9 protein-coding genes are annotated in these 18,497 nt (G+C 51.5%); 3 read left to right on the top strand and 6 right to left on the bottom strand.

Annotated features, from left to right (window positions below; genetic code table 11):
* Positions 1–144 precede the first annotated feature (144 nt).
* On the top strand, positions 145–1,719 hold the full coding sequence (locus D568_RS0101160; protein ID WP_020207721.1) for an arylsulfatase: 1,575 nt from the start codon (positions 145–147) through the stop codon (positions 1,717–1,719).
* 80 nt (positions 1,720–1,799) lie between these two features.
* On the opposite strand, the gene D568_RS0101155 is transcribed toward D568_RS0101160, so the two are convergent.
* Together D568_RS0101155 and D568_RS18810 are read right to left on the bottom strand one after the other, a co-directional pair.
* Positions 1,800–2,600, bottom strand: a complete 801-nt coding sequence (locus D568_RS0101155) for a hypothetical protein (RefSeq protein ID WP_051083982.1) — start codon at positions 2,598–2,600, stop codon at positions 1,800–1,802.
* Positions 2,601–2,691: 91 nt separating this feature from the next.
* Complete coding sequence (locus D568_RS18810; protein ID WP_020207719.1) at positions 2,692–3,267, bottom strand: MliC family protein; 576 nt, start codon at positions 3,265–3,267, stop codon at positions 2,692–2,694.
* A gap of 94 nt (positions 3,268–3,361) precedes the next feature.
* Here D568_RS18810 and D568_RS18805 point away from each other — a divergent pair, with 94 nt between their 5' ends.
* Positions 3,362–5,137 carry a sensor domain-containing diguanylate cyclase gene (locus D568_RS18805; protein WP_020207718.1) on the top strand — a complete coding sequence of 592 codons (1,776 nt, stop codon included), beginning with the start codon at positions 3,362–3,364 and terminating at the stop codon, positions 5,135–5,137.
* A gap of 170 nt (positions 5,138–5,307) precedes the next feature.
* Entirely contained in the window at positions 5,308–6,453 is a 1,146-nt protein-coding gene (locus tag D568_RS0101140) for a helix-turn-helix domain-containing protein (protein WP_020207717.1), read from the top strand.
* 337 nt (positions 6,454–6,790) lie between these two features.
* Here the strand turns inward: D568_RS0101140 and D568_RS0101135 are convergent, their stop codons facing one another.
* The 4 genes from D568_RS0101135 to D568_RS0101120 form a co-directional block, all read right to left on the bottom strand.
* Positions 6,791–11,938: a di-heme oxidoredictase family protein gene (locus tag D568_RS0101135; RefSeq protein ID WP_020207716.1), complete on the bottom strand. Its 5,148-nt coding sequence runs from the start codon at positions 11,936–11,938 to the stop codon at positions 6,791–6,793.
* 375 nt (positions 11,939–12,313) lie between these two features.
* The gene (locus tag D568_RS0101130) at positions 12,314–13,462 is read right to left on the bottom strand and encodes a helix-turn-helix domain-containing protein (protein WP_020207715.1); all 1,149 of its coding nucleotides are present in this window, start codon (positions 13,460–13,462) and stop codon (positions 12,314–12,316) included.
* Between the two features lie 60 nt (positions 13,463–13,522).
* Positions 13,523–15,010, bottom strand: a complete 1,488-nt coding sequence (locus D568_RS0101125) for a tryptophan halogenase family protein (protein ID WP_026286770.1) — start codon at positions 15,008–15,010, stop codon at positions 13,523–13,525.
* A 119-nt stretch (positions 15,011–15,129) separates the two neighbouring features.
* Positions 15,130–18,144, bottom strand: a complete 3,015-nt coding sequence (locus tag D568_RS0101120) for a TonB-dependent receptor (protein WP_211211583.1) — start codon at positions 18,142–18,144, stop codon at positions 15,130–15,132.
* Between the last annotated feature and the right edge of the window lie 353 nt (positions 18,145–18,497).

Here is an 18,497-nt window from a genome sequence, read left to right as displayed (position 1 = left end):
TTTAAGTTATATACTCAGAACTTCTAGGACGAGATTCAGCCGTTCATTCGGGCTCACCTCTTGTTATAGATAAAGGCTGATTCAAATAGCAAACCGTGTTTGCGCATTAATCTGCCAACCTGCCATAGCTAAAGGAGTTAGATCGTGTTTACATTTAAAGCACAGTGGAAAAAGCTTGTTGCTTTGACCGCGCTCAGTCTCGGTGCATCCGCCGCCACTCAAGCTGCCGATAAACCTAACATCTTGGTGATCTGGGGTGATGATATCGGTGTTCATAACATCAGTGCCTATAACCACGGCATTATGGGCTACCAAACCCCCAACATTGACCGTATTGCCAACGAAGGCGCTATGTTTACTGATGCCTACGCGCAACAGTCATGCACCGCTGGCCGAGCGTCGTTCATTCTGGGGCAACACCCATTCCGTACTGGCCTGCTCACCATCGGCATGCCTGGGTCCGATCACGGTATTCCGGACTGGACTCCCACCATTGGCGACATTCTCAAAGAGCAGGGCTACACTACTGGCCAGTTCGGTAAGAACCACCTAGGTGATCAAGATAAACACCTGCCAACCAATCACGGTTTTGATGAATTTTTCGGTAATCTGTACCACCTGAATGCCGAAGAAGAGCCAGAAAGCTACTACTACCCCAAAGACCCAGAGTTCCGTAAAAAGTTTGGCCCACGGGGCGTACTGCGCTCAACGGCCGACGGTAAAATTGAAGACACTGGGCCCCTGACCAAAAAACGTATGGAAACTGCGGACGACGAGTTCTTATCCGCTGCTTTGGACTTCATTGATCGCGCGGTAAAACAAGACAAGCCTTTCTTCGTGTGGATGAACACCACCCGCATGCACGTGTGGACTCATCTCAAGCCAGAGTCTCAGGGCACGACCGGCATTGGCCTGTACCCAGACGGCATGGTTGAACACGACAAAACTGTCGGGGTTTTATTGGACAAGCTCGATGAGTTGAAAATTGCCGACAACACCATTGTGATGTACTCCACCGATAACGGTGCCGAAACCATCAGCTGGCCGGACGGCGGCACCACCCCCTTCCACGGCGAGAAAGGCACCACCTGGGAAGGCGGTCACCGCATTCCTCTGGTTGTTCGCTGGCCTGGCGTGATCAAACCTAACACCAAAATCAACGACATTATCTCTCACGAAGACTGGATGCCTACCTTCGCCGCCGCCGCTGGCGAGCCAGATTTGGTGAACAAGCTGAAAAAAGGCTACCGCGCTAATGGCAAAAAATGGAAAATCCACCCCGACGGCTACAACTTTTTGCCCTATTTTAAAGGCGAAGCTGAGGCCCCTCGTAAAGAGATTTTCTACTTCGGTGCTACCGGTGAGCTAAACGCCGTGCGCTATGAAGACTGGAAAGTGCATTTCGCCACTTTGTCAGGAGGCATTAACACTGCCACCCGCGAAACTCCCGCCTGGCCGCTGGTGATTAACCTGCGTGCAGACCCCTACCAGAAAGGTGCGCTGGAGTCGGAGATGTACTTAAAATGGTACGCGGAAAACACCATGTGGATTTTCGTACCCATTCAGATGCAAGTGGCTAAGTTCCTGAAAACCATTCCTGAGTATCCCTTCCAAAAAGGTTCCAGCTTGAGCATGAGCAATATCAGCTACAAAACCTTTGAAATGAAAGATGCTATGGAACGTTTGGATAATTTGGAAGCTACCGTACCGCGTAATTAATTCGCCATGTAACACAAAAAAGCCCCGGACATCCGGGGCTTTTTTGTGGGTAAAACACCTTTGATTCGGCTCATTCCAAATTAAAGCTGGTAGTTAAACTCGATCCGTTGATCACCATCGTCAAAGTCGACATTCTCGTTCCAATTGGCGAAATAGCGAACATTAAAACGCGGGGTAATTTGATAACTGAGCGCGAACTCGTGGGTGAGAATATCGCCATTGTCGCGGCCGTAGTAGTTGTCTTCGTAATTGTCAGAACCTGTGATGGTCGTTAACCAAAACGGGTTGTAGTTAATCCAAATTTTATCGGTAATGGCGAGTTTGGCATACATACCGGCCAAACCGTAGAAACCCATAATCGAATAGCCGCTATCGATAGAGCCATCGTCTTCTATTGCGTTCTCCCCCATGGATACACCAGCGCCCACCAGAGGGTATAAATTAACCGGTCCCATTTTGGGCAGAGCCTGCATAATACCGTAAGAAATATCAGCCGACTTTTCCGCCACCAGGTTCTGCTTTAAGTTAACCGTAGCGTCTATTTGTTTACCACGGCCTTTAGTCACATCCACGGTAAAATTACGAAAGCGAAATGAATCGACAGAATCGGTGGTGATATCTTCATCTCGCCACCCCAATGCATCACCGTAAATTCCCTTTACTTCAATCAAATTCATGCCCGCTGTCGTGGGGCTACCGGTATCATAGGACTGACCCACTTTGAGGTTTAGGCCTTTATCGGTAATGCCCGCCCCCACCTGAGTGTAAATGGCAAGCGGGTCCGACATATCCTGAACCTCCCCTTCTTCAGCTGCCATGACAGTCGCAGAGAAACATGCCCATGCGCACAAAGCGCCTGTAGCCGCTAGTTGAATTTTCATCGTGTTTCCTTTTCCCTTGAAAATGTAAACAAAAAACTTACCTGAGCACTAAAATCATACAGGCGCAATACGACGGATTAAAGCAACAACCCTAATTAGCACTGGGAGTACAAGCTTTGTACAAAACTTTGTCGTCTTGTTGCACAATTGCCTCTGCCCCTTTAGCCCAAAATGTAATACTGCCGTCACTGTACTTCTCTCCCGAAGCGCTGGGCACTTTTTGCATTCGGTGCGCGGTGCGCGTTTGCGTATCCGAGAGCCAAATTTCATCCTCCTCCAGTTTTACCCGCATGTCACCGGCGCGATATTCACCGCGAAACACTTTAAACGACTCGCCGCCCTGGCACTGGTAATCCGTCTGCTGATATTCGGCCGCAGCCGTTTCGTTGTCCAGGCAGCGCGGTTTTTTATAGGCCATACAGGCTTTGCGAGTACAGGCGGCCACCTCTGCATCCGGGGCGCGAGTGCAGGTATTGCAACCATCAAAAAAATGGCTGCATGAGGCTGGGATAATATCTTTCCAGCTCTCGGGTCCATAGCTAGACGTTTTTTCTTCGGCCGCTGCCAAGCCCTTGCTGGAAACGGATTCTGTCTGCTGTGGTTGCTCCGGGCTGCAACCACTGAGTAAAAGCGCCAGCAGGCCACTGGTTAACCAATAATTAGCCATAATAAGATCTCCATCATTGTTCGTCTGGACTTATAGCATTTATAGCCACTGAGTGTGGGTCTATGTTTATACTTAAGGGAATTTTTCCGCCCAAATGACTAACAAAGTGCGATACTTAACACTTCACGGCTTTCAGCTTACCCGGTGGCCAGCTGCAACTGTTTTCCTGCTGGCCATGCTGATTGCCAGCAGTATGGGGCAGGCGGCGCAGAGCTTGGCCGAGCTCAATGCTGAGTATCTGATCTCAGAAAGGCGATTGAATCTGGAGCAGGCCGAAAGCTCCGCGCAATGGCAAAGCTTTAGCGCTGCTCAGATGAACCAGGGCATTAGCAACCGGGATTATTGGATTCGCTTTACTCTTGCCAACCCGACAGAGCGCCCGCAAGTGCGTTTTTTGGTAAGCCAAACCAGCTATTTAGATAACCTCAATGTAATCTATCCTGCGGCGGATGGTTCGCTTACGTCTATCGAACTGTCGGACCGCCAGCCCTTTGCCTCTCGCGCAATCGATCACCGCACCCTGGTGGCACCCATAGAGCTGCCCGCTAGAGTCCAGACTCAGGTATACGTGCAAGCCTATAACCAAAAACCGGATTCAGTCACGCTGGGGTTTCGCCTACTTAATGAGCGCGAGTTTCGCCAGCTGCAGCAGCGCGATTACACCGCCCTGGGATTATTCTACGGCGCACTAGCAATTTTAGTGATTATGTCGCTGGTATTCTCCGTTATGTTGCGCCAGCTCAACGCGCTCTACTATGCGTTGTTTTTACTCGCCACGGCACTGATGTGGCTGCCACTCAACGGTTTGGGGTTTCAGTGGCTGTGGCCCAAGGCCGTATACTGGCACAACGAGGGATTTCACCTTAGCTACTTGGTATTTGTGTTTTTTGCTTTGCAATTTAGTAAAAACTTTCTCCAACTGGCGCACTTAAGCCCGAAACTTTTACGACTGTTTAACGGCTTGCAATGGCTGGCATTAGTGGCTGCGGCCATACGCCTGGCGGGATTTTATCTGCCTGTGCTGTCACTGTCGTTCGCGCTTCTTGTGGTGCTGGGTATTATGATTCCCCTGGCCAGTGCAGTGGTGTGGCGACGCGGCTTAGGCTACGCCTTTTGGAGCCTAATGGCCTGGCTGCTTTACGCCGCCGGGCTACTTACCAGTATTATCAGTGCTGCCACTCAGTGGCTACCCTGGGGCATGACACCCTTACTTATGGTGCAAACCGCCAGCATGCTGGAAACCATTTTTTTAATGATCGGCATGGCCACATGGCTGGTCAGCCTGGAGCTGGACAGACAAAAGGCGCTGAGCCTGGCGAATGAAGATCCGCTCACCGGTCTTGGCAACCGGCGCTGCCTACAGGCGGCATTTGAGCAGAGCAAGTCCAGCTTAGAGCAGGATACACGCCCATCGTATTTGATTATGATCGATTTGGATTACTTTAAAACTATCAATGACACCTATGGTCACGACGCCGGCGACCAGGTGCTGCGCGAAGTGGGACAGCTGTTAAAGCGCAGCTGTCGCGAAGAAGATGTGGTAACCCGCTACGGCGGCGAGGAGTTTGCCATTTTGTTGCGCGCGGCAGATCAAAACAGAGCTCTTACCATTGCCGAGAGAATTCGACAGGAATTTTCTGCTACACCGACCCGCTATCGCAATTATGAAATTGCGCACACTTTGTGCTGTGGCATCGCCGAGGTTTCCAACCCGCAATGGCAACCCAGCGCTCAGGAGATGATGCGCCACGCTGACGAAGCACTGTATCAGGCCAAAGCAGCAGGACGAAATCAGAACCATGTGTATCAGCCAGCAGGCGAACGCAAGCAAAGTCGCCACGAGACAGCGATGAAGCTAAAAGATGAATAATGATTGCCTGATTATTCCTATTGCTTATACTGAAAACGTTATAATAAGAAATCTCGCAAAACCTGACTGAATCCAAGACGGCAGTCCCACAGAGTCAATAGCGCGGCTGAATTGTCGTTACCTTGACTATGCTGTGAAGCCGCCAGCCACACTATAAAAATAGCCACTCTATGGAAGCGTATATATTCAATTTTCACGATGTCGTTTTATTTATGACGATCATCGAATGCATCATGCTGGCATTGTTCCAGTGGGCTCTACCCACCGGCCGTCACCTTTCCAGCACCATGCTAATCGGCTTTTTGCTCTGCACCAGCATTCACAGTGCATGCGTGCTGTTACTGTGGAACGACATGGTACACACCACCGACTTCTTCGACTTAAATCTGGTGCCCTATTTACTGCTGTTAGCCACCTTAATAAAAGGCCCCGCACTCTATTTCTACGTGGCGTCGCTGACTGAGCAAGAGTTTAAATTAAAGCGTGCGCACCTGCTGCACCTTCTTCCATTGGCCGTTAGCTGGCTTTTGCTGTTTGTGTTTGGACTGGACAGCGACGCCATGCGCTGGCGCGGTGAGCAACAAACCGAGACTGAGACTGCGGTGGTGAACTTTCTCTGGCACAGCTCGAAAGTAATTCCCTTTATTTATGGCCTGGCATCGGTGTATTTGGTGCAGCGCTATTACCGGTCTTTGAAAGATCAATATTCATCCATTTCCACTAGTGAACCGGGCTGGCTGGTGGTGCTAACCATTGGTTTTTTGCTCAGCTGGGCCTTTTCGCTGTTTGTTCATATCAGCGCGCAGTTCGTCTCGGAGCAAATGTCGAACTACTTAGGCATATCTGAAAACTACGTTATCTTTGTGCTGATTAACGGCTTGTTTGCCTACAGTGCCGCCTATGCCCATCGGGTATTGACCACCAAGCCAATCGCCAACAAAGAGGCTCCACCGGAGCAACCCGACGACAGCGCCATTGATAAAGTTCGCAAAGGCATGGAGGTAGAACAGTTATATCTGGAGCAGAACCTGAATATTGAAGAGTTCTCCAACCGCATCGACTTACCTGTGCGTGATGTTTCCGGGGTGATTAACAAACACTTTGGCACCAACTTCTTTGAGTTTATGAACTCTTACCGGGTAGAGGAAGCCAAGCGCCTGCTCGCCGACCCCGCCCACAGCAATATGACTATTCTGGATATTCTGCTGCAGGCCGGGTTTAACAGTAAGTCTGCGTTTCATCGCTTCTTTAAACGCTTAGTGGGCATGTCACCATCGGAATATCGCAAACAGCAGACCCAGGAAAAAAGCGCTTGAGCGCAGAACGCAACATCAGTTTCAGCTCTTACAGGTAGTATAAAAAAGCCCTCCCGACTGGGAGGGCTGAAAGGAGAGTCAGTTACTATATTCGCAGACTCGCAATGACAGTCACCTGACGGGACTTGTTAGCCAAGCCCAAACTGTCAAAACCGTGAACATAACCCGGTTACCCGGTTGCCCATACATTCACTCAATCACTATCGCCTGCTTTTTCTTTACGATCGTCCCACCTTGTAAAACTGGCACCGCTTGTTTTTTGTCTTCACCCGTTTTCAAAGGGCCCGGCGCGCCTCACTTTCAACAAGTCTAAGTGGGACGCGCCAGGGAGCAAGGCTTATAAGGATTCGATAAACGCCAACAAGTTATTGCGAGCACCAACCGAAAGCGCATCGTAAGATTGCTTAGAGGCTAACGCCTCGCCACCGTGCCAGCGAATGGCTTCATCAATGGTGCGCGCGCGGCCATCGTGCAGGAAGTTCGCGTCGGGCGTGCAATACTCATGGCCATCCAGGCCAAACCCATCCCAACCATGATTGCCCGCAACACCCCCGGTCACACAGGCCGATAAACCCACACCCCACAGGGGCGCGGTACGCCATTCACTGCCACTGGCCTCACCTTCGCCTAAGTTGTCCGCCAGGCCAGGGCCCATATCGTGCAGCAGCATATCGGTATAAGGGCGAATGGTTTGATCACGCAATTCGGCCAACGGATGATACTGGCTGGTTTGGTGCGTGGGCGTGTGGCAATCGGCACAACCGATTTGCGCAAAGGTCTGCTCACCGCTCAATACCGCCGGATCATTGTAGTTGCGCTGCGGGCGTACACCGAGCAACGAGATGTACTTGACCAGGTAGTCCACCTCGGTGTCTGCTATTTCAGAACCGGATGGACCGCAGTCGGATTGTTGTACACCGCAGTCAGGTGACGGCATTGCCGTCGTCATAACGCCCATATCGGTATTAAACGCTTGCACCACCTGATGCTTAACGCTGGCGGTAGCGGCCTTGTAACCAAAGCGGCCCAGGCGGGTTTGCCCAGTTTCGGGGTCGGTCACGCGGTTGGCGCGCCCCGAAATGCCATCTCCGTCGGCATCATTCGGATCTTCCAGCGCCAGTATGGCCGACTCAGGAATGGCCTCCAGCAAACCGATACCGTTCAGGTTAGGCGCTAAGCGCGCCGAAAAGGTCGCTGGCGTGCCAGTTTCAAAGGCGTAGTTGGGCGAGCGCAAGCCACCGCTTTCGGTCCAAAAGTCGATAGCCACGGAGCCTTCACCAATCACCCCACCGCTGTTGGACGGCTGCAACACGCGGCCACGCAGTGGATCTGGATTGCCATTGGCATCACCGATTTTAAAAACCCAACGGTCCAACGGCTCATCGTCAGCGGCCACTGAAGCGCGCCCATTTCTTTCATGACAACCGGAGCAGCGCTCGTGAATGTAGTGAGTACTGGATTTGCCAACCATAGGTGCAAACACACCGTTTTCGGCATTTTCATCGTGCGTACCGTCCACAAACGAGGTGTGATGCACCCGCCGCCCCAATACAAATGGTTGACCATTTTCATAACCCAGGTTGGTCGCCATTTGCTGAAAATGACCATCGGGCTCGGCGGTCATCTGCACGTGCAGGGTCGTATCGCCGCCCATGCGGGCTTTCTCGGGTACAGGGATGGAATCGCGCTGCAAATAATTGCCCGATACAAACTCCACCTTGTCCGTCACATCCCAGGGCACTAAGCCTTCACCCACAATGTACAGGTAGGTGGTGCCGTAATAATTGGCGCGGCCACGGGGCACACCCGCATCCAGAAACTGGCTGATTTCAAACTCCAGCTTATCGCCCACTTGGATTGGGCGGCCTTCACGACAGTTCCAACTTTCTTCTTTCCAGTAGTTCACGTTGTCGTTGGTTTGCATCACCCCGTTGCCGCAGTACTGCGCCAAGGTGTGTAAACCTTCATACCACCAGCGGTTTTCCGCTTCGGTATCGGACAACTTGAACTCGGTACGGACATTCATGCGAATGGAGTCACCTCCTTTCGCCACATAATCGATAATTTCAATGGCCGCGGTGCGATCTTCCCAATAGAACGTCAGGTAATGGTCATACGCCTGGAAGTGGTTTTCTTTAGCGTGTCGATCGCGAGCGCGGTCGGCAAAGCGCGTGACCAAGGCGTCGCCGCGGTCGTAACTGATCACCGGCTCAAGGGGGGTGTTTTGATCAAACAAAGGCACGACTTGAGCACCGGGCGGCAAGGTCACCGCACAGCCGTTAACATCTACATTCGTACCAGCTGGTGTGCCTGGACACTGATCTTGTGCATCGACAACACCATCGCCATCACTGTCGCTGGGGGTCGGGTCCGGATCGGGGTCTGGGCCTGGATTAGAACCGCCACCCAGAGTCAAGCTGGCCCAAGGTGAGTCCACAGCGCCCCCCAGATTTGCATCCCAGTAGGTAAAACTGTATTCCACTACATCACCACTGGCTAACCCGCTCACCAAGTAACTATTACGACCGGCGTTCTGAACCATAGCTACGTTCACTTGGCCGCCGCCATTAATGCTGTAGTGCAAATCGGCCCAATCGGGCGTATTGAGATAAAATTCAACGGCACCGCCCGCCTGCTCGGTGGCGCCATAACTGCCACCACCGCCATTATTGTTGGTTAGCACACAACCGCTGGCATCAACCTGGGCTCCCGCAGCCGTTCCGGCACACAGATCTTTGTCATCTGTAACGCCATCGCCATCGCTGTCACCAAACACCTGACAACCGGCGCTGTCCACGTTGGCGCCTGCCGGGGTGTTGGGGCACGCATCCGCGCCGTCACTCACACCGTCGCCATCGCTATCACTCACGCCGGTGCCGGGTGTTAGGGCCAGCCAGTTCACGTTAAACGGGGCACTTTCGACATTCAGGCGAACATTTGCCACGCCATTGGCGACAGTGATTGACCCCAGGTTTACCGTTGTCCAGCTCTGCCAACCGCCGGTATCGCCCACCGATATTGCACCGGTTGAGGCGCCATTCGCGCTGACACTGATACTGCCCCCGGCCCCCTGAGAAGCCAGGCGTGCGGTCACCTCATAGGTGCCAGCGGCCAGCTCAGCGTTAAACTCAAGCCATTCACCGGCGGCCGTCCAGCCCACGTTATGGCCCCCACCGGTGTCCGTGGTCGCCTCGATATCCACATCATCGCTGCGATAAACGGCCCCGTCGTTACCGGGGGTGGTGTCGTAGTAATTGAGGTAGTCTTCCGCCTGTAACTGCACACCTGCCGTCGTACAGCCTGCGCCATTAACGCTGCTGCCTGCGGCCGTCGACGGACAAAGGTCGTTGGCGTCGCCAATTCCGTCGCCGTCGGTATCAACCGTTATCTTCTCAAGACTAATCCAGTTGAGATTCAAGCCCGCCGCGTCGACGTTCACACGTACATTGGCGCTACCCGCCGCGACATCAAGCGTACCCAGGCTTACGCTCGACCAACTCTGCCAACCCCCAGTGCTATCGATATTGCGACTGGCCGTATAGGCTCCGTTAATGCCAACACTCAAGGCACCGCCGCCGTTCAGCGAGGCAACACGAGCGGTGATCTCATAGCTTCCAGCGGCCAAATCGGTGGCGTATTCCAGCCATTCTCCAGCTGTCGTCCAACCCACGTTGTAACCGCCGTCGGTGTCGGAACTGGCTTCAATGTCTACATCGTCCGTACGGTAAGCGCCGCCGCTGTTACCGGCATCGGCATCGTAATAACTCTGGTAGTCCTCAGCCTGTAAACGCACGCTATTGGTGGCACAACCCAGGGCGTTCACACTCGCGCCTGTCGGGGTATTCGGGCAGGCATCATCGCTGTCGTTCACCCCATCACCATCAGAGTCTGTCGGCACCGACACGGCGCAACCAGAACTATCAACACTGGTTCCCGCAGGCGTATTGGGGCAGCTATCGTTCTGATTCGCAACGCCATCGCCGTCGTCATCAGCGGCATCACCGCCGCCTTGGTACACAATGTCATCCAGTGCGATAGAGAAATTCGCCGCGGGCATGGCATCGTCGCCATTTAAGATCACGAAGGGGTACGACAGTGACTGAATCGCCACCAGAGAGCCACGCAAGTCAGCAACCGGAATGGTTACCCTGCCCCACTGACCGTTGCGTACCAAGCCGTATTTGGTTTCACCGGCGGGGAAACTGATGTAGTGCTCATTGGTATAGGTATCCGTGATACCAATTTTAAAAGAAACGTCGGCGGGCACCTTGATACGGAACGTCAGTTGACCGTTTTCAAAGTTACTTAAGTTCACCGCCTGGCGCGCTTGAATACCACCGCCAAACCACTGTCCGGGGGCGGTGTAATCCCAGCTGATCACGTTACTGCCTTCGGCAGGTGCTTCACTGCCCCCGGCTAGAGAACCCGTGCTCCAGATATACACATCGGAGCTCAAACCCGCCTCCAGTTTATTGCTGGTGGGGGTATTGTCGGTAAACACCCCAAAGGTGCCCACTTCGGGTTGCGATGTGTTGCCCAGAATAACTTCACCTTGGCCGTCGTACTCGTACACACGCACATAGTCGATGTACATCTTGGCCGGCAAAGGTGCCGTTACTTCGCTATTTTGCTGTGCGTCGGTAAAGTTACCGCCAACAGCCAAGTTCATCAGCAAATAAAAGGGGGCACGAAATTCTTCAGACTCTTCGGTAATACTTATGGGCGCGTCGTACATATCGTATTCAACGCCGTTATCGACTGCGGTAAACCGCAGGGCATCTTCGGTCCAATACAGCCGATAGGTAATAAACCGATCGTTCATGGGGGTAGACGACACATAGGCGTTATCGGTCTCCCACGCAGACATGGCCGCACAAGTCGGGTTGCCCTCCACACAGGCGCCCTCGGCGTAAAAAATCGCGTTACCACCGACAAAGTTGTTTACGCTGGTGCCGGGGTAAAATTTATCAATTTCCTCCTGGCGATGGCCCATCTCCATCATGTCGATTTCGCCTTTGGCGGGCCAGCTTGCGGTACTGGTACCCAGTAACCAGAAGGCGGGCCACAGGCCCGTATCCAAATTAGGCACGCGAATGCGGGTCTCAATCATGCCGTACTGAATGGCCACTGAGTTTTGGCTGTCGAGCTTACCCGAGGTAAAGGCACTGCCATCGACAGTTTCGGCGCGCGCTTCAAGTACCAGCGCCGAGTTACCGGGCTCGCCCGGTACAGGCTCAATCGAGACATTATCGGCCTGATAGTTTTCCAGCTCCTGATTGCCCCAACCGCACAAATTCGGCCCGAGTTGGCAACCATTACCGGTAACCACATTCCAATGCTCGGAATTTAAAGAATTAAAATTATCCTCCCACAGTAGTTGCCCGACTTGCTGGGCCTGTGTGGTTACTGAAAGCAGAGCAGTCGCCAAGGCAGCTCCTGCCATTAACGGCGGGCGGCTACATGTACGCCAATTACGTTTAGTCATGAAACTTCTCCAGGGTTGCTTATTCTTATCCCGTAATGTTTACACCAGTAGCAATCCGATTGCGGGCTCGTAGGGGTGTTGCGTTAGATCTGCCATGAGCATCACCAGAAAAACTCCTCCAGCACCTAAAGGCACCAGCCTACTTTGAGCGTCTACCTTAGCGAGGGCCCGGACAAGATTCGTCACCCTTTAATCATTTACGTGATCTGACACCCGATAATTATGCCAATCAGCCAGAGGCCTTGTATGACGGCCGCTACGCGAATAACAAAAATGCGAAAGAGGTAGTAAAAAGAGTGGTAATAAGTGCCGAGTCCCACCTTAGTAGGGACGCTAAAAAACTGGGAACAAGCAATAAACGTGAACCTGCGCACATTATTGCGACGCGCGAAAATCCACCTTAGGTTTCTGACGGCGATAAGCAGAAGGAGACATGCCTACAAGACGATTAAAAAAACGATGAAAGGAAGATTTATTATTAAAACCAGAGGCCAACAAAATATCTAGCACGGTCATACCATCACAGGCGGGATCACTCAAAAGCTGTTTAGCGTGGTCGATTCGGTGCTGATTAATAAACTCAAAAAAACGCGTTCCCAGTTCACGGTTAATGGCCTGAGACACCACCCTTGGCGACAAGCCGATCCGCTCGGAAAATTCCTCAATATTAATACTGGGCTGTAAGTGCAGCTTATGCTGCCGCACCCCTGATTCAATGGCCTGCAGCACGCCCGCGGATACCGGATTAGTCTCTGCGGGCGTGTCATCGCCAGAGAGCTTACTGTGCAGCGTCCATGTGCATGCAAGATTGTAAAAAATGAGCCCGTTAAGCAGTAAAAACCGAATAAAATTATGCGATGTGCCCACCGCATCGGCCACCGAACCACCCACCCAATCAGCCATTAAAATGACCAGTACGGACCACCCCCAGCTCACCAAAAAGCACAGGCTTAATACCACCAGCCAGGCAATTTCTGACGAAGGCAAACTGGATAAGCGTTGCTTCGCCTGCCGCACCGAGCGGTTTATTAACAGCACACACCAACAAGCGTAGGCCACCGACACAAGGCTCGAGAAATACCACAAACCACTGGCCAACTTATCCGCCAAATCAAGGTCTGCCCGTGACTGCAAATCCGTAGTAGTCACCCCAACCCACACAACGGCGAGTAATGCGATCAGCACCGGCGCCCCATGCCACCAATCGTTGTGGCGCAACGGCTTTTGGTCCTGCAGTAAAGAGCGTACGTAAAAATAAAACAGCGGGCCACGAGCAAAGTGACTAAAGGTAAACAATAGCGCCAAAAGGCGCTCGCGCGGCCAGCCCTGCAACGGAAAGTCCGGATTCCACATAATCAGGTTGGTCGCCATATCCACCGCCACCAGCAGCAGAAATACGGTTAACCAGTTACCTTTAGCGGTATTTTCATCGCGGTGCACGCTGCGATACGCCGCCAGTAGTAGCACCTCAAAAATGGTGATAATTAGAAAGACATCGTGAAGATTAAAAATTCTTGAGCCCACGAGCTTCTCAATTTCTCATTCTGGAAAAGCGGTTATTTTAATTATCATCCGCATAAACGATTAGCTGTTACCATAACGGCAGTAGTGGTTCAAAAAGTCGCCATGAGAAGGAAGCCCCTGGACTTTCCTATGCATAGAAGAGCGTATCGCCGCCATAAAATCTGTCATTTCCTGATCCGATAAAAGGTCAGCGGCCGGATGGTAAGAACTGGGAATTATTCCTTGCCCCATCATTACCTGAACCCAGGACTCCTCACCGAACAATTCATTATCCACCTTAAATACCGTGCCGTTAGCCCGGAATAAGTTGATCTTTTGTTCTAAAGCCGGAGGAATTTCCATATTCTGGCAATAGCGCCAGAATTCAGAATCACTTCTGTCGGTAACTTTGTAATGCAGAATAATAAAATCACGTATACGTTCAACATCCACTTTTGTCTGCTGGTTAAATTCCTTCTCACTACTGAGATTAATACCGTCCACACTTAACAGCTGGACTAACCGTACTAATGATTTTTGTATGAGATGGATACTGGTCGACTCCAAAGGCTCCAAGAACCCACTCGACAACCCCAACGCGAGACAGTTTTTGTGCCAGTGTTTACGCCGCGTTCCCGTACGAAACCGAATTATTTTTGCAGCATTGATCGCATCACCGCTAAGATTATCCATTAGCGTGGCTTCGGCTTCACCATCATTCCAAAACTTACTCGAATAAACTAACCCGTTGCCCACCCGCGTTTGCAGCGGAATACGCCACTGCCAACCGGCTTTATGCGCGATAGAGCGCGTGTAGGGGACAGGCGCCTCATGCATTTGCGTTTGCACAGCCAAAGCGGAATCACAGGGCAACCAGTGAGACCAATCCTCAAACCCAACATTCAGAGCGCCATCAATCAGTAGCCCTCTAAACCCCGTGCAATCAATAAAAAAATCACCCGACACTCGCTGTTCCGACTCCAGCACCAACGAGTCGATAAAGCCGGAGTCATGATTTAAACTCACGGTATTTATTTTACCTTCTACTCGAATAACGCCCGCCGCTTCACTTATTTTTCTAAGATATTTCGCGTACAACCCCGCATCGAGGTGGTAAGCGTAGTTCATTGGAGCCTTTGAGAGAACCGCAAACTTGGACTCTTCTGCAGCCAACAACTCGGCGCAGTAATCTGAATAAGGAAAGTTAATGCCGCGACGTTTTGCCGCCAACCAAAAGTGTACAAACTGGCACGCCCAGCAATCTTTCCCTGCATACCCGAAAGAGTGAATATATCGATGCCCCAGCTCTTTCCAATTCTCGAAAGAAATCCCCAGCTTAAAAGTGGCATTAACTGCTGACATAAACTCTCGTTCTGGCACATCGAGCATTTTATGAAAAGTCTGCAAAGGAGGGATAGTCGCCTCACCAACACCCACGGTCGGTATTTCATCAGACTCAACCAGAACAATCTCATAACGCTTACCCAGCGTCTTACCCAATAACGCCGCGGCCATCCAACCCGCCGTGCCGCCACCGGCAATCACGATTTTCTTTACGGGATATGTCATCTCTTCAACCTGAAGCTATCTTTACATTATTTAGAATAGTAATAACTGTTTTATACAGAGACAAAAAAGCCGCCAGAGAACTGACGGCTCAATGTTAACAGACTATCGCTCCATGCAACTTAGAAGGCGTACCGCGCCCCGATGTTATAACGGGCATATCCTTCGTAGTAACCGATGGTTTGCTCGTCAGCACGGCCAAAGGTTCTGCCGTTTTCCTCCGTAAGGTTTAAACCCTCGAAAAATACGGACAAATTATCAGTCACATCATAGCTGACGTTCATATCAATTTGCGCGTACTCATCGACAAATACGGGGTTATTACCCGTACCAGTAGCAGTAGAGGCCAAGAACTCGTCACGCCAGTTATAGGCGATACGAGCCTGGAAGCCGTACCCCTCATAGAAACCCACGAGGTTAGCCGTATCACTTACACCGGTAATGGCAAACTGCGGATCATTCAGAGTGAGATTATCGAACTCTGTGCTTTCGTCTACCATGGTGTAGTTGACGATAACCCCAAAACCGGTATCCCAAAAGTTATGCTGAACTGCGAACTCAATACCGTCGATATCGACAGTTTGATCACTGTTCGCAACCTCAGTCACATTGATTGGGGTATTCGGGTCTTCGCCTGCGATACCGACAATAACAATATTGCCGCTTGCATCTAGATAGGCAGTATCTGGATCAGCGTAATTGGCGTATATGTATTCACGAATTTCAACGGCACCCTCAGCACCCGCTGCCTCTGCAGCCTGCGCACGAAGCCCTAATCCTGGGTGCGGCGTATTTTCTAGAGTGCCGTCTTCCGGAACTACACGAGAGCCAATAAAGTTAGAGACCTCTTTTTGGAAATAGCCTATCGATACGTAACTCGCGTCATCGTAGTACCATTCGGCTGACAAATCGATGTTATCGGACTTATAAGGATCAAGCCCCGGCGTGCCCCGAGAAGCCGTTGCCCCCTCAATACGTACCCCCGTGTTATAGGTGGTGCCGCCGCGTAAATCCAACCAATTCGGCCTGGCGATACTCTCACTGTATGAGGCACGCAAGACAACGTCGGTAAGCGGCTCAATACGGAAATCAATCGATGGTAAGAAGAAGTCATATTCACCTGAATCCTGCACCACAACAGGATCGCCCTCTTCGGGCATGGTGTATTCATTGGCGGACAACCACTCGATAGGCCCATAGGACTGTGCCGTGGCGGGAGTGTCTACCTCAGACTCTTCGTAACGTAACCCAACGTTTACCCCTACAGGCATATGGCCCCACTCGGAGTCGTAATTCAGCTGCACAAAAGCGGAGCTGGACTCTTCGTTGATCTCATTAAACTGGTTCGGTGCCTGCGCGCAATACCAGGTTGAACCATCGGCACACTCGGCAGGGCCTGCACCGTCGTCAAGATTTTGCGCAGCGAAATCACGGATCGCATAAAAATCGAACGAGTATCGCTGATTAAATGGCTCGGTGTTGGTGCCGCCTAAAAAGTTAGCATCTTCCTGACTCAGTTGACCATAATCCCCGCTGAAACGATCCAGAATGGTCTCTTCGTTAAACCAGGCTTCATCTAGCAACCCGGCCTCACCAAGCCCGCCCCAGGTTTCGCGCTGGACATTAGAGAAAGCCGAGGAATATTCACTTTTGGTATGGGCCACCCCAAACAGCAAACTTACATCATCGTTGAATTCCCACTGGCCATCCAATTGAACCTGATCGATATCATGCTTCATCTGGCTGTTACGGAAATAACTGCCTGACACATGTAAGTCTTCTACTCGTAAGTCAGACCCGCCATCCGGGTTCAGCGTATCCAAAATCAGGACCGGCATATCACCGCGAAAATCAACGATTTGATGGTCGCGAATATAAGCCGAGACGGCAATACCCACACTGTTACCAAACTCATTGCCCGGACGCGCTTCCGCGCTTGAGCTGTGGGCATCCAGTGTTAAGGTGAGCGGCTCAACGGGCTTCCACTCAATATTCAGACCTACAGAGTTGTTTTCGTATAATGACGATTGCTCACCCACCCCCATCGGCAGGTCGGCACCCGTTAAGTCCTCGGCGTACAACACCGGTGTTTGTACAGACGGTGAATCAAAATCGGTAAATACGGTACTTTGGCCCGCGAAATTAAACCAACCGCCAATGTCGTTATAAGTAGAGTTCACCTCGTTTTCGCTGTAGGTGTAATCTACCGTCGCCGTCAGATCATCCGTGGGCGCATACTGCAGGGTTAACTGACCGTTTGTACGGGTGCGTTCAAACTCGGTAAATCCGTAGCCAAACTGCTGAGGTGTTGAGTAAATATCATCCGCCGAAGGAGGATTGCGGTGATTGCCAGCATCGAAGTTTACACCGCCCCAACCGCCATTCTCATCAAAGGAACGCCAGCCTGTACCAACCTGCGCATTTGCAGACCCACCATTGCGCTCCTGATAACTACCGGTAACCGCAATACCGATTTTGCCGTCCGCGAAGGTATTGCTATAGATACCCGATATCTCGGGGGCCATTGATGGATCATTAGAAGACTCATCATATACACCTTTCACCCCCACTGAAGCCACAAAACCAGAATCGAGAGGACGTGGTGTCAGAATGTTAATTGTCGCCCCCATTCCACCCGGCGGCACGTCAGCACGCGAGGTTTTATACACCTCAACCGCCGACACACTTTCAGAAGCAATGTTGGCAAAATCAAAAGAACGGGAGCCAGATGCGACCGTGTCTTCTAACGAAGCTCCCGGCATTTGGCGTCCGTTAAGAAGCACAAGGTTAAAATCCGGGCCCAAGCCGCGAACAGTAACCTTAGAGCCTTCTCCATTACGGCGGTCAATGGACACACCGGTAATGCGCTGCAGAGATTCCGCGAGGTTAGTATCCGGGAACTTACCGATATCTTCCGCTGAGATCGCATCCACCACGCCACTGGCGTCACGTTTTAAGTCCATCGAGCGCTCAAGGCTGGCACGAATACCGGTAACAACCACTTCTTCCAGCATTACATCTTCGTCTGCTTGGCTGGCATTTGTTTGGGCAAGCACCCCACTGCTGAAAGTTGCCAGTGCCGATGAGGCAATGGCCGACGCAATGAGTTTACGTTTGAAATTCTGTTTCATTCTCATGGAGCTGATCCTCGAACCATTTATTGTTATGTCATAAGCCAGACGAACGACACTTGGCGGACCAAGCTCGAGCTGGCCGAACCTGAGTCAATATCGGTCCCGAAAGCGCAACCGTCGTCCCACTTTGACAGTGATCGATAACATGGCGTGTCTCACTTTATAAAACTACAAGTGGGACTCTTTTTTTATTTATAGATCAAGGAGTTATATTTATCACTTAAATAAAATAAAACACTGACTAATAACGTAAAGACGCCCAGAAAAAGGCCGCAAGAGGTGTTATTTTGGCTCAAAACCAAGCCAGATAAAGAAAAACCGGAGTCTTTCCAACTCCGGCTTTTCCGTTGCATTAA

Source organism: Gilvimarinus chinensis DSM 19667 (assembly GCF_000377745.1).
Taxonomy (GTDB): Bacteria; Pseudomonadota; Gammaproteobacteria; order Pseudomonadales; family Cellvibrionaceae; genus Gilvimarinus; species Gilvimarinus chinensis.
The sequence above is the reverse complement of the archived record's forward strand: the minus strand, read 5'-3'. Positions and strand labels throughout refer to the sequence as shown.